Raw genomic sequence first — 26869 nt, forward strand, 5'->3', positions numbered from 1 at the left:
AAATATATAGAACGGAGTGGTTATTTTATTGTTATATTTTAAATTTACTTATCTAATACATATCCATAAGCTCTTACTTTTCCATCTTCTTTTTCTAGATAAACACCTTGAATCTCAGGAGCAAAACCTGGGAACTTATTAATTCCCTCTTCTAAAATAGAAAAATACTTTTGAGCTACATTATTCCATCTTTCACCTGGAACTACACAAAATACTCCTGGTGGATAAGGAAGTGCTCCTTCTAATGCTATTTCTCCAACTATATCACTTAAAGGTACTAATTTAGCATTATTTCTTTTAAGCTCAATATTTGCTTCATTAGGATTCATAACGTATTCTGGAAGAGAATCTCTTCTAAATAGTAGTTTTTGATAAGTCTTTGCATCATTTTTCTTATAGAAGTCATGCATTTCTTGGCATAATCTTCTTATTGTATATCCCTTATAACGTTCCTCATATTTAGCATAAAGCTTAGGTAAAACTTCACTTAATGGAGCATCCTCTTTTATAAGATTTTCAAATCTTACTAAGTGGTCTACAAGCCCTTTCATTTTTGAAGTACTTTCTGCTGGCGTTAGTAAAAATAATATTGAATTTAAATCATTCTTTTCTGGTACAACTCTATGATCTCTTAAATAGTTTGCTAAAATAGTTGCTGGTATACCAAACTCCTCATATTCACCAGTTTCTACATTTATTCCTGGAGTTGTTAACATAAATTTATTAGGATCTACAAAATATTGATTTTCTCCATATCCTTCAAATGAGTGCCACTTTTCTCCCGGATAGAATTTAAAAAATTCAATATTATTTGCTATTTCTTCTGTAGGATAATCCTGCCATGGCTTTCCGTTAACTACAGGGGGAATAAATGGTTTTAATAATTCACATCTTTCTAAAACATCTTTTCTAGCTTCAACTCCAACTTTTATACAATCTGCCCAAAGTTTTCTTCCTGCTTCTCCATCTTGCATTCTTGCATTAACATCTAAAGCAGCAAATAAAGGATAAAATGGACTTGTTGATGCATATAACATATAAGCATTATTAAATCTCTTATGATCTACATAACGCTTTTGTCCTTTAAGGTGACTATCCTTCTTATGAATTTGAGATGTTTGTGAAAATCCTGCTTGTTGTTTATGTATAGATTGTGTAACTAATATTCCAGGGTCTTCTGGTTTTAAGTCTAATAATAATGGAGAACATTCTCTCATCATTGGTATAAATTGCTCATATCCAACCCATGCTGAATCAAATAAAATATAATCACAAAGATGACCTATTTTATCAACTACCTGTCTTGCATTATATATAGTTCCATCATAAGTTCCAAGTTGAATAACAGCTAACCTAAATGGTCTCTTCTCTTTTGCCTTTTCACTATCAACTTTAGCAGCTTCACTTCTTAAATACTCTTCGTTGAAACAATGAGCATCTATTCCACCGATAAATCCAAATGGATTACGTGAAGTTTCTAAATATACAGGCTTTCCTGCTGATGAAACTAAAGCTGAATTATATATTGATTTATGATTGTTTCTATCAAATAAAACTAAATCTCCGGGAGAAACTATCGCATTTATAACTACAGAGTTAGATGTACTTGTTCCATTCATTACAAAATATGTTTTATCAGCATTATATACCTTTGCTGCATAAGTTTGAGCTGACATTGCTGGCCCTTCATGTATTAATAAATCACCTAAATCAACATCTGCATTACATATATCTGACTTAAAGATATTCTCTCCAAAGAATTCATACATAGCTCTTCCAGCTGGATGTTTAACAAAATATTGCCCACCTTGATGGCCTGGACATGCAAACTGTAAATTACCTCTTCTTGAATATTCACTTAAAACATCAAAAAATGGTGGTAACATTTCTTCTTCATATTTATCAGCAGCATTATTTAATTCCTTACTAAACTCTTCTTCATTTAATTCATTAATATGTATTATCTTATGTACTTTATTTGTAATTTCATCATTAATCTCATCAGTTTCTGCTAATACAAATATCGCTATTCCAAACCTTGTATCATATATATCATTTATACTTTCTATATCACATTCATTAACCACAGCAGCTGCTACATCAGTATAATCTGTTGTACCAACTTCTATAGTTTCCCTATCTGTGAAAAAGTAATTTCTAGTTCTTTCAGTACAAGCAATCTTTAATGATTTCATGCCTTTTCCCCCTATCTTTTTAGTCTATATACTTATAATTTACATAATTAATAAAATATATTATAAATATATTTTATTAATTAATATCCTAATTATATAGTCAGCTTATTTCAATGTAAATGCTATAAATGTAATATATTAAAAATAATTTCCTATTCATTTCTAAAAGATTTTAACTCTATTTTATATAATTAAAATTGCATTCATACAGAGTAAATTCTTTAATTATATAGCTTAAAAGAGTATCTAAATTTATAATAGATACTCTTTTTAATATTATTTCAATAAATTAATCATCTTTGCTTTTCTATTTTCAAATTCACAGTAACTCTTAAATCCTGCTTCTAATAATAATTCTTTACCCTCTTTAAAATTCTCACCAATACTATATCTATTATGAGAGTCACTCCCTATAGTAACTATTTCTCCACCAAAATCTCTATATGCTTTAATATGCTCAAAGTTTGGAAACTGTTTACCATACTGTTGTCTAAAACCCGATACATTTACTTCTATTCCAACATTGTTATTTACAGCTAACTTTAACATTTCATATATAACTTCATTATACTTACTCATATCTATTTTCATCTTAAAGTTACCCTCAATATATCTTAATGGATAAGTAATATGCCCTATAACATCAAATTTTCCCCATTTTACCATTTCATAATACTCTTCATAGTATTTAGTAAGCAATTCATCTACTCTATGTTCAAAATCACACTTTTCCATAAAATAAAAGTCTTTTTCATTTTTAACACTATGCATTGACCCTATAATAAAGTCACAAGGAAATTTTTCCAAAATTATTTCTGCCGTTTTTATATCTTGAAGCGGTTGAGCCATCTCAATACCTGTTCTAAGGTTCAATTTATCTTTAAATAATATTGCTGCTTCTCTTGTATCTTTATGAGATTTGGTAATGCTTTTTTCATACTCTTCATTATATTCATGTACTTCTAAATGATCTGTAATACAAAAACCATCAATATTATTTTTTATAGCCATTTCACAAAGTTCTATTACGCTATCAAAAGCATCAAATGAATTATTTGAATGAACATGGCTGTCAAATATATATTTATTCACCTTTATCTCCTTAACTATTTATCTATTTCTAAACAATTCTTCTTCTCTATTGTTACATATAACTCTTGTCCAATATCATATAGTCTAAAGCTTCTAAATAAGACTTCACTTTTTAATTTAATTCCATTTTCAGTTTCTAATGTATATCTTAAAACATTCCCATGAGACATAGTATCTGTAATTTTCGTTTTAAATGTTACTGAATTCTCCATATCATCAGCAAATATTTCTGGTGAAATTTCTATTACTTCTGGTCTAATCGCAATGAATTCCGACTTAAAATTATTTTTAGTCAAACTATTAAATTTAGTGCTTTCTATTATATTGTAGTTACCCATAAATCTTGCTGCAAAATGAGTTTTAGGCTGTGTATACATTTCTACTGGAGTTCCACATTGCTCTATATTGCCGTTATTAAATAAGTATACTCTGTCAGACATTACCATAGCTTCGTCTTGATCATGAGTTACAAATATAGTTGTTATTCCAAGCTCTTTAACAATACTTCTAATTTGATCTTGAAGCTTTTTTCTAAGAAGTGCATCTATTGCACTTAATGGCTCATCTAAAAGAAGTACTTTTGGCTCTGTAACTATAGCTCTTGCTAATGCAACTCTTTGTTGTTGTCCACCAGATAATTGCCTTGGATAATGATTTTCTCTTCCTTCAAGTCCAACTAATTCAATCATCTTCTTAGTTTTTTCTTCAATCTCTAGCTTATTTACTTTCATAACCTTTAATCCAAAAGCTATATTTTCCTTAACAGTCATATTAGGAAAAAGACTATATTTTTGGAATACCATTCCTATTTGTCTTTTTGTTGTGTCCATATTAGTAATATCTTTACCATCTAATAGTATAGATCCATTTGATACCGTTTCTAACCCTGCTAAACATCTTAATAATGTACTTTTTCCACATCCTGATGGTCCTAGTAAAGTAATTAACTCACCTTTTTTTATACTTAAATCTAATTTTTTTAATACTTCATTTTCTCCATAAAATTTAGATATACCTTTAAACTCTATATATGACATAACCTAGCCTCCTATTTTGCTACCGAAGATTCATTTTGTATTACTACACTTTTATTGTTTTTCTTAATTAAGAACACCATTAATGAAATAATTAATGTACATAAGAATAAAATCATTATTGTAGCACTTGAAAGTTGCCCCGATTGGAATAACATTTTTTGAAGATAAACTTGTGCCGTTTGATAATGGCTCCCTGCCAAAGTATTTACTATAGCAAAATCTCCAAATATTATTGCCATTGATAACATTGCTGAAACTGTAATACCTGGTAATATATTAGGTACTATTATTCTAAAGAAAGCATATAATTTTGAAACTCCTAATACTTGAGCTGCCTCAATAAGATTAATAGCATCTACCCCTGTTAAACTATTTCTAATTCCTTGATACATATAAGGTAAACTTATTATGCAATAAGCTCCTATTAATAAAAATATTCTATTTGAAAGAATAGAACCTGATCCTACGTATATAGAAATAATACTTGTTGATAAAATTATTCCTTGCAAGGCATAAGGTATCATACAAAGAATTTGTATATACTTTTCTAGTTTAGGATTATAAACTACTATAACGTACATAGCTAATAGTATTATTATTCCAGTTACCAAAATAGGTAAAATACTAATTAATAAAGTTCTTCCTAAAGCTTCTAAGAAAATACTATCTGAAAATAACTGTGCATAATATTTTAATGTAAAACCTTTTGGCAATATATCATTCCACTCTGTAAATATTGAATAAAAGAATGTTAATGCTAATGGTAATATTAAATATATACTTATTAGAACTATTACACTTGATGATCCAAGCCTTATTCCTTTTTTTATCCTCAATTATTTCACATCCTTTCTTAATTTACGAGTGATCATGTTGTTTACTCCAAACGCTAATGCCATAAGTAATAGAAGTACTACTGATAATGCAGACCCAAGTTCAACTCTTTGAGTTAAATCTCCAACAAACATCTCAGAAATTCTTATTGGTAATAATGATGCATTTCCTGAAAGCAATGCATACGCTGTTCCATATGCAACTAATGAATTTGCAAATAAAACACTAAAAGTTGAAAGCAAGCTTGGCATTAATATAGGTAATCCTACATGTATCCAATATTGAATGCTATTTGCTCTTAATATTTTTACCGCCTCTCTATACTCTTCCCTTAAAGCATTAAAAGCTGGTATTAATAAAAGCGTTGCTAAAGGTATTTGGAAGTAAATATATATTAGTATTAAACCATTATTTGAATATATATCAAAATTTGCCATATTTTCAATGCCTAAAGCCTTAGCTAAAATTACAAGTACTCCTGTCTTTCCTAAAAGTATAATAAATGAAAATGCTAGAGGTACTCCTGCAAAGTTAGATGTCATATTAAGTATAGACATAAATACTCTCTTCATTAATGATTCTGTATTATGTGCTGCCTTTGCTCCAATAAATGCTACTACTATACCAACAGCTGCTGAAATTATTGAAATTGTAATACTATTAATAATAGCTTGTCTATAAATAGGCTTAGAAAATACATTTATATAATTATCAAAAGTAAATCCACCACTACCTTCTTCCATGAAGCTCTTAAATATTATTGAGCATAAAGGTAATAATTCAAATAATAATATAAGTAGTAAAAATGGTGCTAAGGCTAACAAATATGGTTTAAATTTTATCTTATTCAAAAATAGCACCTCCAAATTCTTTTATATCTTTCATTCTTTTCGATTTATCTATCCCCAGTAATTTACATACTAATGGCGCTAAATTTAATTGTGATATTTCTTTTTCTGAAAAATCACCTTTTTGCATATTACTTTCTTCATTAGAGAATATATATAAAGGAACATATCTTTGAATATAATCATTTCCCCCATGAATTTTATTTTCATTCATTCCATGATCTGATGTAACAATTACGTTATATCCCTCTTCAATCCACTTTGGCAAATATAAACCTAATATTGTATCTGCTTTTGAAATAGAACATGCATACTCCTCACTGTTACTTCCAAATTTATGTCCCGTATCATCAATATTCATTGAGTGAATAAATAAAAAATCTGGATTAAAATTACTCCTTAAAAACTCTCCATCATTAAATAAATGATTATCTGGGTAATGATCTTCATAATAGAAAATCCCATTTTCAACATTCCTATCAGTATTTAATTGAATTCTATCTTCTATTGGATTAAATGGAGATTTATTATATAATTCACTAAACCAATGATACGCCGCTGCTGCAGTTCTCAAATTATTTTTCTTACATAATGAAAAAATATTTTCTTCCTTTGATTTTCTTGAAATTATATTGTTTACTATTAAATGTTCTGAAACTGGTAGACCTGTAAAAAGCGTCTCATATATTGGTCTAGACATAGATGGCAATTCACCTTTAACTTTAAGCTTTGTCCCTTTATTACTTTCAATCAAATGCTCTAAAAACCCCATATTTTCTTTTGCCCCATCATATGTACATCCATCTAATAAAACAAATATAACCTTCTTCATTTACAAGTCTCCTTTATCATCTTATTTGTCTAAAGAGTAATAATATAGTTTTTATACTTCTAAAAATATTCTCATATTAAATTACTCTATAGAACATTTAATAACTAATTTTCTTATACTTAAAAGAGTAACAGAATCATTTTTTCATTATTACCCTTTAACTCTAAAAACTTCTATTTAGCGTAGAAAAGAACATTTTCCTGCCATTCACTTGCTATGTTTTTAGTAGATTCTTCCCAAGCTTCTACATCTTGTACTGTTCTAGTATTTTCATATTCAGAATCATCTACCATCTTAGCTTTAACTTCTTCTGGTAACTCAACACTTTCTCTAATTGGCTTTGCAAATCCTTTTGCTAAATTAATTTGTCCTTCATCACTTAATATATATTCTCTCGTAAGTGCTGCTGCATATGGATTTTTAGCATAAGTATTAATAATAGTTGCATACCCCGCACTAATTGATGCTTCCTCTGGTATATGAACCTCAAAACTCATATTAGGATTATTAGTAGTAATTTGTTCTTTATACCCTAATGCATTGAAATCCCATAAGAGAGCAACATCAATTTCACCCTTTTCTAATCTTGAAATATTTAATTCGCCTTTATCTAATCTTCCTTCTTCAGCTAACTTTTTATAAAAATCATATGCTGGTTGTAAGTTAGCTTCATCGCCTCCAAAAGCAATTGCTGTAGCTAATATAGCATTTTGAGCTTGGCTTGCTTTTGTAACATCACCAACTGAAACTATATAGTCTCCATTTAAAATATCTTCAAATGACTTTGGTGCATTTTCAACATTTGTAGTATTAGTTAATATTGAAATTGTTCCATAATATCCAACTACCCAATCTCCATCATCATCTTTAGCCCAATCAGGGAGTTCGTCCCAATAACTTGTTTTGTACTTTAATGTAAGCCCTTTTGCTTCAGCTATAGGCCCAAATGCCATACCTACATCTCCAATATCCTTAGTTGAATTTTTCCCTTCTGATTCAAATAATGAAATCTCCTCTGCTGAACTCATATCCACATCTGTTTGTTTTATTCCATAAAGTTTTTCTATTTCATCCCAAGTTTCTCCCCAATTGGCCCAACTATCTGGCATTGCTGCAGAATTTACTTTTCCTTCTTCTTTTGCCTTATCTATAATCTCTTCTAATGTCATACTATTTAAATCAATATCTTGTGATGTAGCTATATTTTTACTACCACATCCAATCATACTTAATCCCATAATCGTAACCATTGCTATTGATAATAATCCCTTAATAACATTCTTTTTCATAAATTGATCTCTCCTCAATTATTTATATAAATTGTAATCTTCTTCCTAATTACAATTGAATTATAAAAGTATAGTGTTAAGGAAATATTAAACACGTGTAAAGATTATGATTAAAAACATCTGTCTTTTGTTAAATTTTTGTTTTTAAGTATAATTTGTATTGTTTTATTAATAAAATTATTTCTAAAACAAAAATAGCTAGATGACCACTCATCTAGCTATTTTTACTTTATAATTTATTTATTAATATATTGTCTTTTTATTTTTTTTGATGTTGTCTTATCAAATTCTGTTTCTCTTATCTTAACTTTATTAATTCTTTTATAAGTAGGAAGATCTAAATTATATCTATAAACAATACTTTTAATTTCTTCTTCAATATTTTTTATTTTCTTTCTATCTAAATAATCATAATCCGGGAATATTTCAGCTTTAATTACATCTTTATCCTCACTAACAACTATTTCTTTAATCATTCTATTAATTAACAATTCATTTTCTAATTCCTCAGGCGATACATTTTCTCCATTAGATAAAATTATAAGATTTTTTCTTCTTCCAGTTATATAAAGATAGTTATCTTCATCTATATACCCTAAATCTCCGGTTTTAAGATATCCATCAATTAAAGTTTCTTCTGTTTCTTTAGGCATTTTATAATACCCCATCATAACACTAGATCCCTTAACATATATTTCTTCATCTACAATCTTAGCTTCACAATTAGGAAGTAGCTGTCCTACTGATTCTTTTTTTATTCTTCCAGGTAAATTAGTACTTATTACAGGAGAGCACTCTGTCATACCATACCCTTGTATTATTTCAATTCCAAACTCTTTAAATCCATCAATATACTTTGGATTTAAATATGCTCCTCCACTATAAATAGTCTTTAAATTTCCTCCTAAAGAAGCTTTTGCAATAAGCTTCTTTGGTAACATTACACTACCATCCATCAATTTATTATATAATCCCTCTATTACCATAGGTACAAGACACATAATTTCAGGCTTAAATAATTTTAAGTTTTTAGAAACTCTTATTATTGAATCATTTATACAAATACAAAGTCCAGAATATATTCCTTTTAATATATCCATAGTAAAGCAAAAAACATGATTTATAGGAAGTACAGTCATAGAAACTGTACCTGGTTTAAGTCCCATATCACACGCAGTTGCATTATCAGCAAGATTTTTATGATTAAGCATTACTCCTTTGCTTTTCCCTGTAGTTCCTGACGTAAATAATATAGTACATAACTTTTCATTATTAAGTTCTATAAAAAAATTTCCTTTATTATTTTCCATTAATTCATTTAAAGATAAAGAAAACTCATTATTAAGTTTTTCTGTCATTGAAATTATATGCTTTACTTTAGAACACCTTTCCTTAACTGCTTTAGCTACATCTACTCTATTATTATCATATATTAATACTTCTACATCTGCTCTCTCCATAAGTTCACATATATCATTTACCGGAAGTTTATCATCTATTGGAACAGTTACTCCACCTGAATTTACTATCCCAAAGTAACTTATAATCCACCAATAAGATGTTGAACCTATAATTGCTACATGTTTTCCTAGAACTTTTAAATTTTTTAATACATTACTTACTGCTTCACTATCATATTTTAAATCATTATAACTTTTACTCTCTATTTCATTTTTACTAATCTTATATTTAAAAGCAATGTTATCACCATATTCCTTAGCTGCATAATTTATTATGTCTCTCATATTCTTAATATTACCCATTGCATACCTCCCAAGCCATTGATATTATATATTCTTTATTATTTATACTTATTTTTTCTTGCTTAAATTTAAATCCCCTTACATTACAGATAATATTCTCATATTTATTACTTATATTAAACTCAACATTTTTCATTCCATAAGATAAACCTTCTCCAATGCACTTTATAAAAGCTTCCTTTAAACTCCAAATTCTAAAGAAATACTCATCTTTTATATTACTAAGTTCCATATTACCTTTTTCTACTTCTGTTAATGATTTCTTAATAGCATATTTATTAGCTATTTTTATATCCTCTATATCAATACCAATTTCCATTTTATTTATTGCACATACAACAATATCATTACAATGGCTTATACTAAAATTAAGAGGACTTTTTTCTAAATAGGGTTTACCTTGTACACCATACTTATACTTCAAGTCCTCTTTCTTAAAATGAAACTCTTCTATTAACTTTTCCTCTAATAAACTAAATGCTTCCTTATGAAGTTTACTATTTCTTTCTATCTTTGAAAGGCTTAAATCTATATTAATGCATTTATACCAATACATTTTCTTTTGTAAAATTACTTATATAATCTAATAAATCTTCTATTGTAATTAGCTTAAGTACAGATTTTTCATCTACTTCAAAATCAAATTCTTCTTCAATCTCACCTATTATACTCATAAATTCATAAGAATTAATTCCTAAATCTTCTATTAATCTTGTTTGTAAAGTTATATCCTCTACATTTACCTCTATATATTCATCTAATATTTCTTTTACCTTTTCAAATATCATTATTAACCCCCATCTTAAACACTTTCTATTATTTCTTCTATTGTTTTATATGGATTATTAATACCTTCAAATAAAATTTTACAAATATAATAATACATATATTGCAGTTTTTCAGGCGTAACCCTACCAGTTTGGTATTCAAAACTAAAATTTAATCCATTATCATTAGCCCTATGCATTACAGTTAAATATAAAGCATGTGCACAAACACCATTAGAGTACCAATTTGTCTTATAATCTATATTATTAAAACTTATAGTCTGTCCATTTTTACTCTTTGTTTCTTTCATAGTTAATGGTTGATAAGTTAAGCTAAGTGGTTCGTAAGTTTGTCCAGGTTCATTATTATAAAAATTAGTTCTATATGTTAGATATTCAACTGGATTAAAATTTGCATGACGGAATAATGAATTTTGAGCTTCTCTTATTTTCTCTATTCCCTCCATAAATGTTTCATTTTTACTAACTACAGTTCTACAAGGAAAACAATGTATTCTTGTTCCACCGCTCTTCTTTTCCGCTATTGTAGCTCTCCTCGCAATTGTACTCATTATAGAAACATCATCTTGATAATTAAACTTTTGCAAATATGTTCTAAGTCCCATCATTAGCAAACATACCATTGGAATTTTATTTTCCTCACAAAACTTTAATAATACATGTGAAGGATATTCCTCTAAGCTAAATACTGTAATGTTAGCATCAACATTATTACTAACATTAGTTACATTTCTTATATTATCATTACCTCTTATATGCCTTTCTTCTAATAATCTCTCTATTCCATCTATATCATTATATATAGGTTCTGATTCTTCAATTAAATTCTTAAAATACTCTCTATCTCTATATTGAGCCTTTGAACCTGATTCATATGCTAAGTCCTTTTCTATTTGCTTTATATAAGAACACATTTCCTTAGGATATTCCATTCCTTCATATCTTTTATAACAATATATTTCAACTATATCCTTTAAAAATACTATTAAACTCTGTGCATCCATAGTCATATGATCAACTAATAGATATATTCCTTTATAGTTATCTGGTGTTATTATCATTATTACTTTATTTAAAGGTGAATTTTCTCTTTCAAATGGAGTTTCAGTCCATTCTCTCATTTTTAATTCAGCCTCTTCCATTGTACAACCTGAGAAATCGTAGAACTCTATATCACGTTCTTCTCTATCTGCTACATACTGCATTACATTTCCCTCTAAATCTGTAACAAATCTAAGCCTCATTGACTCACATCTAGAATAGGCTTCATATATTGCTTCTTTTAATATATCAAAGTTAATATCTTCTTTTATAGTTAAACTTGTTCCTATATTTAACACTTGTTTTTTAGGACAATATTTTAAAGTGTAAAAATGAAGTTTCTGAGCTGATGTTAATGGATATAAGCTCTTATAATTAATTTCTTTAAGCATTAATTTTCACATCCCTATCTGATAAATATCTTTTTATAAAATCATCAACTTTCTCTTGATATTCTTTTGTTTCTTTATAATAGGACTCAGCATGCCCTGCTCCCTTTACTATAAAAATAGCCTTAGGTGAAGAACAATTTTTATATATTTTTTCACTCATACTACATGGAACAAAAGTATCACTATCTCCATGTATTAACAATATTGGAACCGTTGCCTTTTTTACTTCTTCTGCTGCATTACACTGATCTAATCTATATCCAGCTAACTTTTTACTCATTATACTTGCTATTTTTATAATAGGATATGGCGGTATATGATACATAGTTTTCAATACATTACTAAATACTTCTGCCGGTGAAGTAAATGCACAATCTGAAATTATACCTTTTACATTATTAGGTAAATCTAATCCAGATGCCATTAATACTGTTGCTCCCCCCATAGATGTTCCATGTAATAATATTTCACAATCATTACCTAATAAAAAAATTACATATTCAATCCATTTCATAAGGTCATTTCTATCTAAACATCCAAATCCAATATATTTCCCTTCACTTGCTCCATGCGCCCTAGCATCTATCATGAGAATATTAAAACCCTTATCTAAATAAAATCTAGATATTGCCGTGTAATCACTTATCCCAGCATTACTTGAATATCCATGCAAACAAATAACTATTTTTTTAGAATTTTCTTTAGGAAATAATATACCATGTAATTTTAAATTATCATCAGACTTTATATAAACATCATTATGCTCTTGTTTTATAAGCCACTCTTTCTTCTTTTTAATTTCAGGAATATATTTAACCCAATCTGTTCCTGACATCTTTTTAGTTCTCTCAACATCAGCCTTATTTCTTATTAAAGTTCTTTTTAACAAATATGATGCTATTGTTACTTCTGTTGCTGCAAAACATAATATTCCACCAATTATTATTCTTTTACTCAATTTACACCTCTCAATTAGTGAAACTTTGGCCAAAATTTACTTATATTTTTTTTTAATTTGAAACATATTTTCATCATCTAATATATCTGCTACAGCATAGTCATATTGCCTTAATTTTTGTGTGGTCATTTCTAAACTATTTATTGTATCTCTAATTTTCTTTTTGATATACTCTCTATATTTACACATTAACTCTCTTCTTTCATCTACAGTTTCATCACCTTTTAAATATAAAGCTATATATTCCTTTATATTTGAAATTGGCATATCAATATCTCTGAGATTTATAAGCATTCTTATCCACTCTAAATCTTCCTCAGTATATCTTCTTACACCATTCTCATCCTTTTTAACAAATGGTGTTAATCCTTCTTTGTCATAATATCTAAGAGTGTATATTGAAATATTAAGTTTTTTCGATGCATCTTTTATTAAATATTCCATTTTATCCCTCCTGCAATTTAATTATAAATGCTAGAGTGCACTCTATGTCAAACATTACATTACGACAGTATATACTTATAAAACCTTAATTTTTTCATCTTTTTTAATAAATAACTAAAATACTTATTAGAATTTTGTCATCTAAACCTTTACTTGATTAATTAAATATTTATTAAATTTTAAAACTTTTTAATGATATATTTAAGAGAAACCCAATAATTTTTTCTTAAGAAGTTCTAACTTCTTTACATCTCTTTTTAAAATCATACATTTTTTTATCAGCATTTTTATAAATGTTTAATAAAGAAATAGTATCTCCACACTCTCTAACTTCGTATCCATAAGATATATTTATTTTATAAATATTGTTATTATTATAATTTGAAATTAACTGCTGAACTTCTTTAAATTTAATTTGTAGTTCTCTAATATTTTTATTAGTTAAAATAGCAATAAACTCATCTCCACCCATTCTACCTATAAATCCTACTTTTCCAAAAGTTTTATCTATTATGTCTGAAAATATACAAAGTAACTCATCTCCAATATGATGACCATAATTATCATTAACATACTTAAAATCATTTAAATCAAAGCAAACGATAACAACTCTAACTTTATAATTATTTTCTAATTTTTTAAACATAATATCAATTGCTGCCCTATTACTAATATTAGTTAATGAATCAGTATAGGCTAGTTTATGATTTTCTAACGTTTTAAATAATAATCTCATTCCTAAAATAATAAATAATATACCAAATAAAATAGTTAAGCTTTCAAAAACTACTAAATTATTTAATTCAAGTAAAAACTCTGACTCTGGTATAACAAATATCAAACTCCAATTCTTACAATCTAATTCGGTTGAAATTAGATAATACTTCTTATTATCTAAGACTATATTCATTAATTTACCATTATTATTTTTAATTCTTTCCTTTAAAAAATTTATATTATTTTCCTCTTCATTTAATTGTTCAAAAAAATTATTATACTTAAAAATATATTGATTATTTTTATGCGCTATATAATCACCATCTTCATTAATTAAGAAACTATATCCATTGGCACCTACCTTTTTATTCTCAAACATTTTATAAATTTTAGCTAAATCAAGTACACCACATAAAGCTCCTACTTTTTCATTATCTTTATATATAGATACACTCAAAGTTGTAATTGCTAGATTTTCATTTACTTGAATAAATGGTTCAGTTAAAAATCTTTCATTATTAATAACATCTCCAAAGAACTCTTCTTTTGACTGATCTTTTATCTCATTTTTATCATCATTTGCATAATATACCTTTCCTTGAGAATCAACAATCATAAAACGTTCAAAATTAAAATATCTTTTATCATCTCTCAAAAAAATATACTGCTGATCCCAATCCATATTATATATTTCTGGATAAGTTCTTAAATATTCTAAAATATTAAAATTATACTCAAAATATTGATCTATAAAATTTTTACATTCATTTGCATACTGTTGTAAATCATTTTCTTTTAATTTAAGTTGCGTTTGTTTAGAATTATAAAAATGTACTACATTTAATGTTAAAGTTCCTATAAAACATAGAAAAGTCATAAAAATTATAATTATATCCAATAATTTTACTTTGTATAAAATCCCTACTCTCCTCATTTCATCCTCCATTAAATATATTATTATACCTATAATACATAATATTTTATAATAATCAAATATTCAACTTTTTTTGTTTTTTTTATTATATATATAAAAATTTACCTTTAATATTTAATTAAAACCTCCGATAATACATTTCTATATTATCGGAGGTTTCATAATTTATGTAAGTTATGGAAACAATAATTTTAATTTAATATGTATATCTATTTCTTCCTTGTTGCTTAGATTTATATAAATTTTCATCTGCCGCCTTAGTAAGTTCCAATAAATCATTATCAGTATATAGAATAGATGACGCTAATCCTATACTTAAAGTTATTCTATCACTTGCTTCTGAATATTCATGTTTAATATTTTTATTATATAGTTCTAACCTTAGCTCATCTAAATATTTAATTAATTCATCTATAGTTTTATATGAAATTACTGAGAATTCTTCTCCACCATATCTAAATACCATATCATTTTCAAATACAGACTTTATAATTTTAGCAACTTCTATTAATGCTTTATCTCCATTTATATGTCCATAATTATCATTATATAATTTAAAATAGTCTATATCTATCATTATAAAAGTTACTTGTTTTTTATTTTCACATGCACTTTTAAGTGTTTCATTTAAATAACCTCTATTATATACCTTAGTTAATGGATCCATTATACTTAATTCCTTAAGTTTTGAATTTAACATATTAATTTTTTTATTTTTTCTTATACTACTTATTAAAATACATATACTAATTACCGTAGCTATAAGTAATATTGTAGCTCTAATTTTTGATTTTAATATTTCTTTTTCTTTTATAGCACTAATTACTTTAGAGAATATACTATCAGTATATACTTGAGATTCTTCACTATTATTGAAATCATCTAAATATGCTATATATTTTATAAAAGTTTCATAATCCGTTTCTTCAAATGATATACTTAAAATTTCATTTATTATAGCGTATGTTATATCTGACTTAATACCTCTATTGTTTAATTCTTCTAAAATAATTTCATAATTTTCAATAGCATTATTATAATTTTTATTTTCAAAATAATCTACTTTTTCTCTTGCATATTCTAATACTATATCAGTATTTGCATATGTCTCATCGCTATATTGCTCATACAAATTTTGTGCTTTATTTAAATATTCTTTAGCTAGCTCTAAATTATTAAAATCTATTTCTAACTCCACACAATTGGAATACAACCATATCAAATCTTTAATAGAATTAACTTCATTGGCTAAATCTAAATATTTTTCTTTATATATTTGGTAATTGGTATAATCATATTTTTTACCATAACAATATACTAAATATCCATATACACTTAGCATATTATTAGAATTTTCTAACCTACCAGATTTAATAAATTCTTCATATATATCAATAGTCTTTGAATATTTTCTTTGTAAATAATACGTTTCTCCTAAATTTATTACACAACTATTTATAAGTTCATTACTCTTTAATTCAATGGCTATTTCTAATGCATTTACTGTATATTCCAATGCTAAATCAAATTCACTACTTAACTTATATAATGTTGATAAATACAAATAATTTCTAACTATATTCTTTTCTTCCGTTATGTATTCTAATGATTTTCTCACTAAATTAATTGCTTCATTAATATTATATCCAGCCACTACTTTTGATTTTGCCCTAGCATAATATAAATCACCTAATATGTTTTCTTTATTATTTTTTAAAGCAATAGACTTAGCTTGAGCAAAAAAACTTTCTGATTCCTCTAGCTTTTTTAGTTTTATATAGTTGCTAGATAATGCACTATATATTTTTATATCTAATTCATATTCATAATCTTTAATATCTATATAATTACTATATTTTAATGCTTCTTTTAAATAGTTTATTGATTCCTCATTTTTATTCTCTAAAAATTTAATAGCTCCCAAAGCATAATATGCACTTTTTATTTTAAAATTATCTTTATTACCATTTAATTCTGCTTTTAATTCTTCTTCTATTTTCAGTTCATAATCTTCTAATTCTTCTTCATTTAGCAGTGATTCCTCATCTTTATCTATAATATCTATTAATTTTATTGAATATGATTTTTCACTCTTTATAGATTGATTTAATATTAAAATTGAAGCAATTCCAAATAAAACTATCATAATTATTGATATTATAATTGTTAATATTTTTTTTCTCTTAATCGCTAACATTTTACTATCTCCTTATAAAATCATTCTGTTTTATAATATACTATATTTCATTATCTTTATATATATTTTTTTGTTCTTTCTATTAAGGAAATTTATTTCTGCTATAAACTTCCTTAAAAATCAATTGTTATTTTTCTATAAAATCATCACTCTTTTTAACCTTCATTATAAGTATTAAAGCGAACTCTATATTAAATATCATATTCCTGCATAATATTTCAAAAAAATATTAAATATATAAATTTCCTCGGAAATATGTAGAATTTTTTATTCTATTATGTCATTTAAATCTTTATTATGATTATTGAATCATAACAAAATATAATATAAAATTAATCTATAAAATATAGTATATAAAAGTCTATATATCTTTTTATATACTATTAGGAGGATTTATTATGTCACATCCAAAAACATTACCTATTTGTCCTGTAGAAACAACATTATCTTTAATAAGTGATAAATGGACAGTTATTATTCTTAGAGACTTATTAACTGGAACCAAAAGATTTAATGAATTAATGAGATCAGTAACTGGTATTACACAAAAAGTTCTTACTAGCCATCTTAGAAATATGGAATCTAACGGTCTTTTAATACGTAAAGTTTATGCTGAAGTTCCTCCAAGAGTAGAATATACTCTTACTGAAACAGGATATAGTTTAAAACCAATTCTTGATGCTATGTATGCTTGGGGAGAAGATTATAAATCTAAGAATGAAGAATAAAAAACGAAGAAATACTTGTACTAATTAAAAGTATTTCTTCGTTTTTTATTATGTTAACAGCTATATTCTTTAGGTGGATTGCCTGAAAAATCTGCAATTACTGCATGTGCATTTTCCAAGTAAAACACTTCAAATATTGGATTATTAGCACTATTATATTGTCCCTTTACAATTGGGTTATTCATGCATTCTTCTTTAACTTCCATGTTATTTTCAAATACTACTTTTCCATTTAATCTTATCCAAGCATAATTAGGACTTGATATTGAAACTTCAATATAAGGATTTGATTGCATATCCTTATATACATCCTTTTGATTATTTGTACAAAACCATAATCTATTATCCTTCTCAAAACAGAACATAAATGGACGACACTTTGCTTTTCCATCTCTACCTACTGTTGCTAGATATTGAACATGATTTGCTTGTAAAAACTCAACTACTTCCTTCATATTTTTATCTCCTTATCACTTAAAATACTATTTATAATTTATATAAAAATCACTTATAATTTTTTATTATTGAGTGGCCACTTCCTATATCTGTATTATATCTAGTATTGTTTTCAGTGAAAAGAACGCACTTTAAAGTGGTATAAGTACCATATAGTAATATAGTATTATTCAAGTATTATAATTACTTCTAAGTGCTATAGTATATAAAGGATACTATAAGATTAATTTTTATCTATTCATTAGACTTTAAAGCATCAATCATATTAATTACCATATATAAATTGAATGGTTTTCTTTTTATTTATAATTAGTTTATTTTCAATTTATAAAAGTAGTATAATATAGATAATATTGCCAAAGCGAATATAACTATTATTCCAAATCTAAAAGAAGGAGTGAACGTAACATGCTTCAAATTCAGAAAATATATAAAAAATACGTTACTGGCGATTTAGAACAAACTGCTCTGGATGGAGTCTCTTTAAATCTAAGAGATAATGAATTCGTTGCAATCTTAGGTCCTAGTGGCTCAGGAAAGACAACATTATTAAATGTTATCGGATGACTTGACCGTTATGATAGCGGTGATCTAATTATCAATGGAATTTCTACTAAAAAATATAAAGATAGAGATTGGGATTCTTATAGAAATCACACTATCGGATTTGTATTTCAAAGCTATAACCTAATTCCCCATCAAACTGTTCTTTCAAATGTTGAGTTAGCTTTAACTATTTCTGGTATATCCAAGTCAGAAAGAAAAAAACGAGCAACAGAAGCTCTAGAAAAAGTAGGTCTTGGAAAACAACTTCATAAAAAACCTAACCAAATGTCTGGTGGTCAAATGAAACGTGTTGCTATTGCAAGAGCTTTAGTAAATGATCCAGAAATATTATTAGCTGATGAACCAACTGGAGCACTTGATAGTGAAACTAGTATTCAAGTTATGGATTTATTAAAAGAAGTAGCTAAAGACAGATTAGTTGTTATGGTAACTCATAATCCTGAATTAGCAGAACAATATGCTAATCGTATTGTTAGAGTAAAAGATGGACATATTATAGATGATTCTAACCCTTATGAAGTGGATACCAAAAATATGGCTCCACCTAAACATGAAAATATGGGTAAAGCTTCAATGTCATTACTAACTTCATTATCTCTAAGCTTTAACAATTTAAAAACAAAGAAGGGAAGAACTCTTTTAACTTCATTTGCAGGATCAATAGGTATTATTGGAATTGCCTTAATTTTGTCCCTTAGCAATGGAGTTAATACTTATATTGATAATATTCAAAAAGAGACTATGACATCATATCCAATATCTATTGAGGCTGAAACAATTGATCTTAGTAGTATAATGTCTTCAGGTGGACCTACAGCTGGACAAACTAACGATGCTAATCACGATTTAGATGCAATTTATTCAAATGGATCTGGTCTTGAAATGGCATCTACTATGACAAGTAGTTTTACTGAAAATAATTTAACTGCATTTAAAAAATATTTAGATAATCCTGATAGTGAAATAAATGAATATGTAGGCGAAAATGGTATAATATACTCTTATGACACAAAATTTGGTGTTTATACAAAAGATCCAGATGGAACTTTTGTAAATACAGATGGAAGCACACTAACAGATAAAAATAGCTCTATAAGTACAATGATGGGAATGTCTAATATGTCTCCAATGTCAAACATGTCTGGACTTCCTGGAATGACATCAAGTTCAAACAACTTTAGTGAATTGCTTCCTGGTAAAGATGGTGAATCAGTAAGTGAAGCTGTTAAAGAAAGCTATGACTTACTATATGGTAGTTGGCCTACTGCTTATGATGAAATTATACTTGTATTAGATTCAAACAATGAAATTTCTAGTAATACACTTTATCAATTAGGTATTTTGCCAAGCTCTGAATATAAGGAGTTAATTAATAAAATAGAAAATGGTGAAGAAATTAAACTAGAAAGTAAAAGCTGGAATTATGAAGATATATGTAATAAAGAATTCTATATGATTCCTGAATGCGATACTTATATAGCAAATGGCGATGGTACATTTAAATCTATAAAAGAAGATACAGCTGAAATGGAAAAATTAATGAATAACGCTATAAAATTAAAAATAACAGGTGTTGTTCGTCCACAAGAAGATGCTAAAAATGCCTCAATTTCTACTGCACTAGGATATACAAGAGCACTTACTAATTATATTATCCAATATACAGATGATAGTGAAGTTGTTAAAGCTCAAAAAGAAAATCCAACTATTAATGTATTAAATGGTATGGAATTTTCTCCATCTACTGATGATGAAAAAATAGCAGATGCAAAGAAATATTTAGGAAGTCTTGGAGTTTCTGATAAAGCAAGTCTCTTTAAGACAATGATGTACTCTATGCAAACTACAAATGACGGAATGTCAAATATGGACAATCCATCAATGCAAGCTGAAACACCAGATATATCAACTATGAGTGAAGAACAACTTGCTGCTATGTTAGATGAATATCTAAAATCACCAGATAATGATACATTACTTAAAATTTATGATGCATATATTTCTACAGGAACTTATGATGATAATATGACTACTTTTGGTGTAGTAAGCTTAGATGCCCCTTCTTCTATTAACATATATACAGATAGCTTCGAAAACAAAGAATCTATTTCTGATTGTATTGAAGATTATAATTCAACTGCAAGTGAAGAAGATCAAATTAGCTATACAGATTATATTGGAATACTATTATCTTCTGTTACTACAATAATTAATGTTATATCATATGTACTAATTGCATTTGTAGCAGTTTCCCTTGTTGTTTCTTCTATTATGATTGGAATTATTACATTCATATCTGTAATGGAGCGCACTAAAGAAATTGGTATTTTACGTGCTATTGGTGCATCAAAAAATAATATATCTCAAGTATTTAATGCTGAAACATTTATTATTGGACTTTGCTCTGGATTATTAGGGGTTGGAATTTCATTGTTATTATTAATTCCTATAAATTCTATTATTCATTCATTATTAGGTATGGATACTGTTAATGCTTCATTACCTATATCTAGTGCAATAATATTAATTATACTTAGCATGATTCTTACTATTATTGGTGGATTTATACCATCAAAGAAGGCTGCTAAAAAAGATCCTGTTACAGCACTTAGAACAGAATAATTTTTAAAATATAATTTCAAATATCATTAATAAAATAAGCGATATCAAAGTATCATTTGATATCGCTTATTTTCATTTTATATTATTTATTGTCAGTTTTCTTTTGAAAATCTTCATTATTAACTATAAAACGCTCATGTATTCCTTCACCAATTTTTCCACGTTCATCGAATGCTTCAACTTTGAATACAAGTCTTCTTCTATCTACTTCAATTAACTCACTTTTTGCAGTTACTTCCATCCCTATAGGTGTACTAGATAAATGTTTTACATTCATAACTGTTCCAACGCTACCTTTTCCATCTTCTAATTCACTTTGAACACTTTTATAAGCAGCTTCTTCCATAAGTGCAACCATAGAAGGTGTTGCATATACATTTAACTCTCCACTTCTTAAAGTCTTTGCAATATTATTTTCATTTACAGTATCCTTAGCTTCACCAATTATTCCTACATTAATCATTTTATTTTCCTCCTACTGCTGTAAAATAATTTAACTGTTAAACTTAAGTAACATCATATATATCCTCTATTATATCATTATTTAAAATATGTAAATATTATTTAAGTTTCTAAAATAAAAGACAGTAAGCCATAAACTTACTGTCTCATAAAAAAATCAAACTTAATCAACATAATAAACATTAATTTTGATAATTTATATCTTGCGTTGTTTGATATGTAAATAACTTAATTTTATCTACTTCAAGCTGTTCTTTATTCATATCTACTGCATTTATTCTATTATTATCATAAGTTTTATAATAATAGATACCATTTTCTTGATCCACACAAGAAGAGTATAAAGTTAAGTCTTGTAATCCATCCTCTGTAATAACTCCCCCTTTTACCATTTTTACATAGTCTAACATGTGAAAAAATTGAGTAATGGCAGTTATATCATCTTCTATGTCTGGCATATTGTCTCTAATATATGCAATTCTTACAAATCTAGATACTGATGCAAAGTCTCCAGGCATTCCTAGAGTACCAGCCCCAATTCCTAAAGGTTTTAACTCTTGATTACTCCACTTAGTTTCTTTAGGTTGATTTGGTGCAATATTCATATATTCATTTAAATTTGTTAAATGCCAATCAAATGTTGGATTATTAGTCAAAACTCCTACAGGATTATCATATACAGAAAATTTATCTTTAGTTTTTTCAACTACAATTGACTTACCTGTTTTATCAGAAATCATCCAATGAAGAGTTGAAACTGGTGTTTTATCATTTATAGGTATATCTACTAACTCTATATTTTTAATAGCATCCTTAACTTCATCTACTGTTTCATGATTAGATAATACCCACTGTATAAAGTCATATGGAGCAATATTAATTTTACCCTTAACTATCTCTTTTTCATAATAAACATATCCTGCAAAATTTAACCCTGCACAAGCTAATCCATTTTCATTCATTGCATCTGCAATTGCATGATGATTATCAATAACAGTTCCTATACCAATGATAGCTCGATTATTAGTTATCATATCGCCCGTAACCTTATCTTGAAATTTATAATTTCTTGGAATAAGCATAACTGATTGATTAAAGTTATATGATAAATCCATATTTCTCCCAAAAAAACACTTATTATTCTTTGATTTTATACTTAATGCTGTACACACATTGTCACCTCATTTATATTTATATTATGTATTTTACATATTAAACTTTTATGATTATGATATTTTAAAATATACTTTTATTATTTCTATCTTGCTATTATGTTATCCGTATTTGTGTATTATGAACTATTTTTCGAGTGTCTTTCTTAATTCATTAAGTCTTGATTTTATACTCTTTTCATTTATTAATGATACCTTAATAGTTTTCTTCTCTTTACTAAGTTTCTTTATTTCAACGGTTAGATAATCACACTTTTCTTCATATGATTCCTTATCAATTATATCTTCTAATCTCATATCTATAAGCTTTTTTCTTTTCTTATCTAAAGCTTCTATTTTTCTCTCTAACTCTAAAAATTTCTTTTCAACATTACTTTCATTTAAAGTATCTGATAGTCTAGATAAAAATTATTCAAGAACTTCTTTATTATTTCCACATAATTGTCTATAACTTTCAACAGAAGCATCTTCAAAGACTTTTCTGAAATCCCTTTACTATGTTAACAATACCTCTTCCCTCTTTTAATTGAAACAACACATTACCATGCTACTTTAGTTTAATCTTATAGCTTCAACATCTCCATTAGTAGATTTAATTATAATATCAAATGCCAATAGATTATTATTTTTATACTCTTTTTTCATATACTTTCCCCTACAAATCTTTTCTTAAATTCATAAGTGCTTTATTTCTAGGTCTAGAAACAGTTCTTCTAACTAAGTTAATTTCTTGTACTATTTATCTATCTGACATATTAAAACAATATTATCTATATCTTTCATTTTTAGTTGTTCTATATATACTTCTCTTTCGTTTTATTTCTTTTTATCTTTTTGATATTATTTTTTACTTACTTGCATAGACACTATAATTTTATCAATTACTTTACTTAACAAAACTACCTCTTCAATATTTCCATTTTCTAAATACATATCTCCTAATATTCTCTTTAAAGTAATAAAATCTTCATCTTTTATTTTGATCATTACCCTTACCTTCAAAAGTATCGATTTTTTTAAAATGATTTTACATATATATTTATAATTTTTTCTTAAACAACACTTTTCTGCAAATAAACAAGTATTGTTTTATAAAAAAAGTTATATTTAAACTAAAAAATTAATTTAGCTTAAATATAACTTTTAATAAATTTATTTCAAATGAAATATCTTATTTCGATATATTTAATTAACTTTATAAACTAGTTCTTAAATACTATTTATAATTTAAGTTATCTGACTTTATCAACACTATAAAAATGTCTAATTTTAGAATTATAAAGTTTAGTCTTATTATTATCATGTAAAAAATTATAAAATATATATTTTGGAACACTATTATATTCATATATACTGTTTTTTAATTTAACTCTAAGTACTCTTCTAGATTCATCATATCCAATAGAAACTCTATTATCAGAAGATATATTTATCATTTTTATAATAGAATCACCTTCAAATAAATTTATACTATACTTTACTCTTATATTCTATCCATGAATTCTTTCTAATAATGTTATAGTAACAACTCTTAGATGATTATATAATCGAATTCATTTTTTAAAAAAGTACTTCTAAATTCCTTAGAATATTTTCTACCTATTGGTATAATAACGTCTTTCACTAATTTACACTCAAATTTATTAAACGTCTGTACATATTCAATATTAACTATATATGACTTATGACATCGAATAAATCCGTACTCCTTAACATTTTCATATATATCTTTGAGAATACAATTTATTTCCTCTACCTCACCTGATATTTTATGCAATATTACTTTTTTATTTAAACTCTCAATATACATTATGGTATCTAAATTTATAATCTTATTTTGATGCTTACAAGAAATGATTATATTTTTATCAGAACTTTTATAAACTTCATCAACTGCTTTTAAAAATATCTTACTAAATCTGTCATCACTATCATCTTTTAATATATAATTTAGTGGCTCAACACTAAATGAATCTAACGCAAAATATTTACTTGAAGTCAAAAATATTATTATTCCATTATATCCATACTTTCTTAATATTTTTGTTGTTTCAATGCCATTAATATTTCTCATTATTATATCTATAACTATTATTTTAAATCTATTTGGATCATCTTCTAATTCAAATATTAAGTTTTCGCCACTTTTAAATGTTTCTATTTCAAAATCATAATTATTTTTTTTTAACAACTCACTTATTCTATTAGAATAGTAGTTTAAAACATTTATATCATCATCACACAAACAAATACTCAACATATATACATCCCCTAAGTAAAAATTTTTATAGTTATTTTATATCTATTATTTCCACAACACCGCTTAGTATATCTATAAATGTATACGATTCTATAATACCTATGTTTTCATTTATTATTCTACGTAAAACTATCACATTATTAGATATGCTTTCAATAATACCTTCACATTCTTTTGTTTTTTCCATTTTTTTATATTTGTCATAATTATATCTAAAATTTATCTTTTTCCCTACTAACTGTTCTAATTTACTTTTAATATTTTCTATATCATTTTTACTAAACATTAAAATAATAAAAACTTCTCCTTTCCATATATCATACTTTAATTTATAAGCTTTGCATGGAGTATCAATCTAGAATCATCAACCTCATACGAACAAGTAGCTAATGTAAGTAATTTATCTGTTCCTTTAATCTTTATATTCGATTTATAAACAAATTTACTAAATATACTTTTAATATATAAATCAAATTCTTTATCATTATTAAAATAAATTAATCAAAAATATTAACAATATAGAATATTTTACAATCCTTCTAAATCTATTAATCATCTTCATAATCTCTTTTTATTTTTTCTATTCTATTCTACCAAAATCGTCATTTTTTTTATTTTAACTCACCAAACAACACTTTTATACATATAAACAACAATTCTTTATCTTTATTTAAAATAAATTTATACTTGTTATGTATTATAGCTTAACTTTTTGCAATATCATTTATTCTCAATAGATTTATATCCTCTAATATTTCATCTAATTTCATTTTCTTATAAAAATATAAAGCTTAATAATATAAAAGTAATATCATATCCATTACTTTTATATTATTAAGCTTTATATCAAACTTTTATGAAATAAATCATACTTCTCATATTCTAATAAATTTTTAATAAAACATACTCTAAATAATATTTTCAAATAATATTATTAACTATATTTTACTCAATATTAAATCTACTAAGCTATTTGCCATTTCATTTATTTCTTCTTGATTTTCACCCTCAAGCATAACTCTTACTAAAGGCTCAGTTCCTGACGGTCTTATAAGAACTCTACCAACACCATTAAGTTTAACTTCAACAGCTTTTATAGCTTCAATTATTTCTACATCTTCTAAATAAATATTTTTCTTTTCATTTGGAACTTTAGCATTAACTAATACTTGTGGTAATTCCTTCATTACTCCAGCTAACTCACTAAAAGTCTTACCACTTTCCTTAAGTATTGCTGCAAT

At 26.2% G+C, this 26869-nt stretch carries 24 protein-coding genes and 2 pseudogenes; 2 read left to right on the forward strand and 24 right to left on the reverse strand.

Going from position 1 to position 26869, the window contains the following annotated elements; genetic code table 11:
- Window positions 1-44: 44 nt before the first annotated feature.
- The 15 genes from speC to EJJ37_RS00800 all read right to left on the reverse strand — a co-directional run bounded on the left by speC (window position 45) and on the right by EJJ37_RS00800 (window position 17361).
- Complete coding sequence (gene speC, locus EJJ37_RS00730) at window positions 45-2195, reverse strand: ornithine decarboxylase (RefSeq protein WP_133013675.1); 2151 nt, start codon at window positions 2193-2195, stop codon at window positions 45-47.
- A 276-nt stretch (window positions 2196-2471) separates the two neighbouring features.
- Entirely contained in the window at window positions 2472-3287 is an 816-nt protein-coding gene (locus tag EJJ37_RS00735) for a histidinol-phosphatase HisJ family protein (protein WP_166484625.1), read from the reverse strand.
- A gap of 14 nt (window positions 3288-3301) precedes the next feature.
- Window positions 3302-4324 (reverse strand): ABC transporter ATP-binding protein, encoded by a 1023-nt coding sequence (locus EJJ37_RS00740; protein ID WP_133013677.1) that lies wholly within the window; start codon window positions 4322-4324, stop codon window positions 3302-3304.
- 11 nt (window positions 4325-4335) lie between these two features.
- Window positions 4336-5160 (reverse strand): ABC transporter permease, encoded by an 825-nt coding sequence (locus EJJ37_RS00745; RefSeq protein ID WP_243124815.1) that lies wholly within the window; start codon window positions 5158-5160, stop codon window positions 4336-4338.
- The gene (locus EJJ37_RS00750; protein ID WP_338032227.1) at window positions 5161-6009 is read right to left on the reverse strand and encodes an ABC transporter permease; all 849 of its coding nucleotides are present in this window, start codon (window positions 6007-6009) and stop codon (window positions 5161-5163) included.
- The gene (locus EJJ37_RS00755) at window positions 6002-6838 is read right to left on the reverse strand and encodes an alkaline phosphatase family protein (protein WP_133013678.1); all 837 of its coding nucleotides are present in this window, start codon (window positions 6836-6838) and stop codon (window positions 6002-6004) included. The genes EJJ37_RS00750 and EJJ37_RS00755 overlap by 8 nt, the downstream gene beginning before the upstream one ends.
- A gap of 173 nt (window positions 6839-7011) precedes the next feature.
- Complete coding sequence (locus EJJ37_RS00760) at window positions 7012-8127, reverse strand: ABC transporter substrate-binding protein (RefSeq protein WP_166484626.1); 1116 nt, start codon at window positions 8125-8127, stop codon at window positions 7012-7014.
- A gap of 236 nt (window positions 8128-8363) precedes the next feature.
- The gene (locus EJJ37_RS00765; RefSeq protein WP_133013679.1) at window positions 8364-9890 is read right to left on the reverse strand and encodes an AMP-binding protein; all 1527 of its coding nucleotides are present in this window, start codon (window positions 9888-9890) and stop codon (window positions 8364-8366) included.
- Window positions 9883-10446, reverse strand: coding sequence for a 4'-phosphopantetheinyl transferase family protein (locus EJJ37_RS00770; RefSeq protein WP_133013680.1), 564 nt, complete (start codon window positions 10444-10446; stop codon window positions 9883-9885). The genes EJJ37_RS00765 and EJJ37_RS00770 overlap by 8 nt, the downstream gene beginning before the upstream one ends.
- Window positions 10433-10678 carry an acyl carrier protein gene (locus EJJ37_RS00775; RefSeq protein ID WP_207739604.1) on the reverse strand — a complete coding sequence of 82 codons (246 nt, stop codon included), beginning with the start codon at window positions 10676-10678 and terminating at the stop codon, window positions 10433-10435. The genes EJJ37_RS00770 and EJJ37_RS00775 overlap by 14 nt, the downstream gene beginning before the upstream one ends.
- A 14-nt stretch (window positions 10679-10692) precedes the next feature.
- Window positions 10693-12111, reverse strand: coding sequence for a condensation domain-containing protein (locus EJJ37_RS00780; protein WP_133013681.1), 1419 nt, complete (start codon window positions 12109-12111; stop codon window positions 10693-10695).
- A complete protein-coding gene (locus tag EJJ37_RS00785) occupies window positions 12104-13069 on the reverse strand; it encodes an alpha/beta hydrolase (RefSeq protein ID WP_133013682.1) in 966 nt (321 codons plus the stop codon). The genes EJJ37_RS00780 and EJJ37_RS00785 overlap by 8 nt, the downstream gene beginning before the upstream one ends.
- A gap of 36 nt (window positions 13070-13105) precedes the next feature.
- Window positions 13106-13513 (reverse strand): MerR family transcriptional regulator, encoded by a 408-nt coding sequence (locus tag EJJ37_RS00790; protein WP_133013683.1) that lies wholly within the window; start codon window positions 13511-13513, stop codon window positions 13106-13108.
- Window positions 13514-13739: 226 nt separating this feature from the next.
- Window positions 13740-15164: a sensor domain-containing diguanylate cyclase gene (locus tag EJJ37_RS00795; protein WP_166484627.1), complete on the reverse strand. Its 1425-nt coding sequence runs from the start codon at window positions 15162-15164 to the stop codon at window positions 13740-13742.
- A 196-nt stretch (window positions 15165-15360) separates the two neighbouring features.
- Window positions 15361-17361: a tetratricopeptide repeat-containing diguanylate cyclase gene (locus EJJ37_RS00800; RefSeq protein ID WP_133013685.1), complete on the reverse strand. Its 2001-nt coding sequence runs from the start codon at window positions 17359-17361 to the stop codon at window positions 15361-15363.
- 398 nt (window positions 17362-17759) lie between these two features.
- Here EJJ37_RS00800 and EJJ37_RS00805 point away from each other — a divergent pair, with 398 nt between their 5' ends.
- Window positions 17760-18089 carry a winged helix-turn-helix transcriptional regulator gene (locus EJJ37_RS00805; RefSeq protein WP_133013686.1) on the forward strand — a complete coding sequence of 110 codons (330 nt, stop codon included), beginning with the start codon at window positions 17760-17762 and terminating at the stop codon, window positions 18087-18089.
- A 53-nt stretch (window positions 18090-18142) separates the two neighbouring features.
- On the opposite strand, the gene EJJ37_RS00810 is transcribed toward EJJ37_RS00805, so the two are convergent.
- Window positions 18143-18544 carry a pyridoxamine 5'-phosphate oxidase family protein gene (locus tag EJJ37_RS00810; RefSeq protein WP_133013687.1) on the reverse strand — a complete coding sequence of 134 codons (402 nt, stop codon included), beginning with the start codon at window positions 18542-18544 and terminating at the stop codon, window positions 18143-18145.
- 409 nt (window positions 18545-18953) lie between these two features.
- Here EJJ37_RS00810 and EJJ37_RS00815 point away from each other — a divergent pair.
- Window positions 18954-21734: pseudogene (locus EJJ37_RS00815) on the forward strand (ABC transporter ATP-binding protein/permease).
- Window positions 21735-21816: 82 nt separating this feature from the next.
- Here EJJ37_RS00815 and EJJ37_RS00820 read toward each other — a convergent pair.
- The 8 genes and pseudogenes from EJJ37_RS00820 to EJJ37_RS00850 form a co-directional block, all read right to left on the reverse strand.
- Entirely contained in the window at window positions 21817-22197 is a 381-nt protein-coding gene (locus tag EJJ37_RS00820) for a thioesterase family protein (RefSeq protein ID WP_133013688.1), read from the reverse strand.
- A gap of 181 nt (window positions 22198-22378) precedes the next feature.
- Entirely contained in the window at window positions 22379-23368 is a 990-nt protein-coding gene (gene bsh, locus EJJ37_RS00825; RefSeq protein WP_133013689.1) for a choloylglycine hydrolase, read from the reverse strand.
- 126 nt (window positions 23369-23494) lie between these two features.
- A complete protein-coding gene (locus tag EJJ37_RS20020) occupies window positions 23495-23665 on the reverse strand; it encodes a hypothetical protein (protein WP_166484617.1) in 171 nt (56 codons plus the stop codon).
- Window positions 23666-24208: 543 nt separating this feature from the next.
- Window positions 24209-24355 carry a hypothetical protein gene (locus tag EJJ37_RS20025; RefSeq protein ID WP_166484628.1) on the reverse strand — a complete coding sequence of 49 codons (147 nt, stop codon included), beginning with the start codon at window positions 24353-24355 and terminating at the stop codon, window positions 24209-24211.
- 245 nt (window positions 24356-24600) lie between these two features.
- A complete protein-coding gene (locus tag EJJ37_RS00830; protein WP_133013690.1) occupies window positions 24601-24804 on the reverse strand; it encodes a KTSC domain-containing protein in 204 nt (67 codons plus the stop codon).
- Between the two features lie 95 nt (window positions 24805-24899).
- A complete protein-coding gene (locus EJJ37_RS00835; protein ID WP_133013691.1) occupies window positions 24900-25628 on the reverse strand; it encodes a LytR/AlgR family response regulator transcription factor in 729 nt (242 codons plus the stop codon).
- A gap of 31 nt (window positions 25629-25659) precedes the next feature.
- Window positions 25660-25914, reverse strand: a complete 255-nt coding sequence (locus EJJ37_RS00840) for a Veg family protein (protein WP_133013692.1) — start codon at window positions 25912-25914, stop codon at window positions 25660-25662.
- Between the two features lie 652 nt (window positions 25915-26566).
- Window positions 26567-26869: pseudogene (locus EJJ37_RS00850) on the reverse strand (phosphoglucosamine mutase); the annotation flags it as partial.

The organism is Clostridium cuniculi (assembly GCF_004353185.1).
Taxonomy (GTDB): Bacteria; Bacillota; Clostridia; order Clostridiales; family Clostridiaceae; genus Clostridium; species Clostridium cuniculi.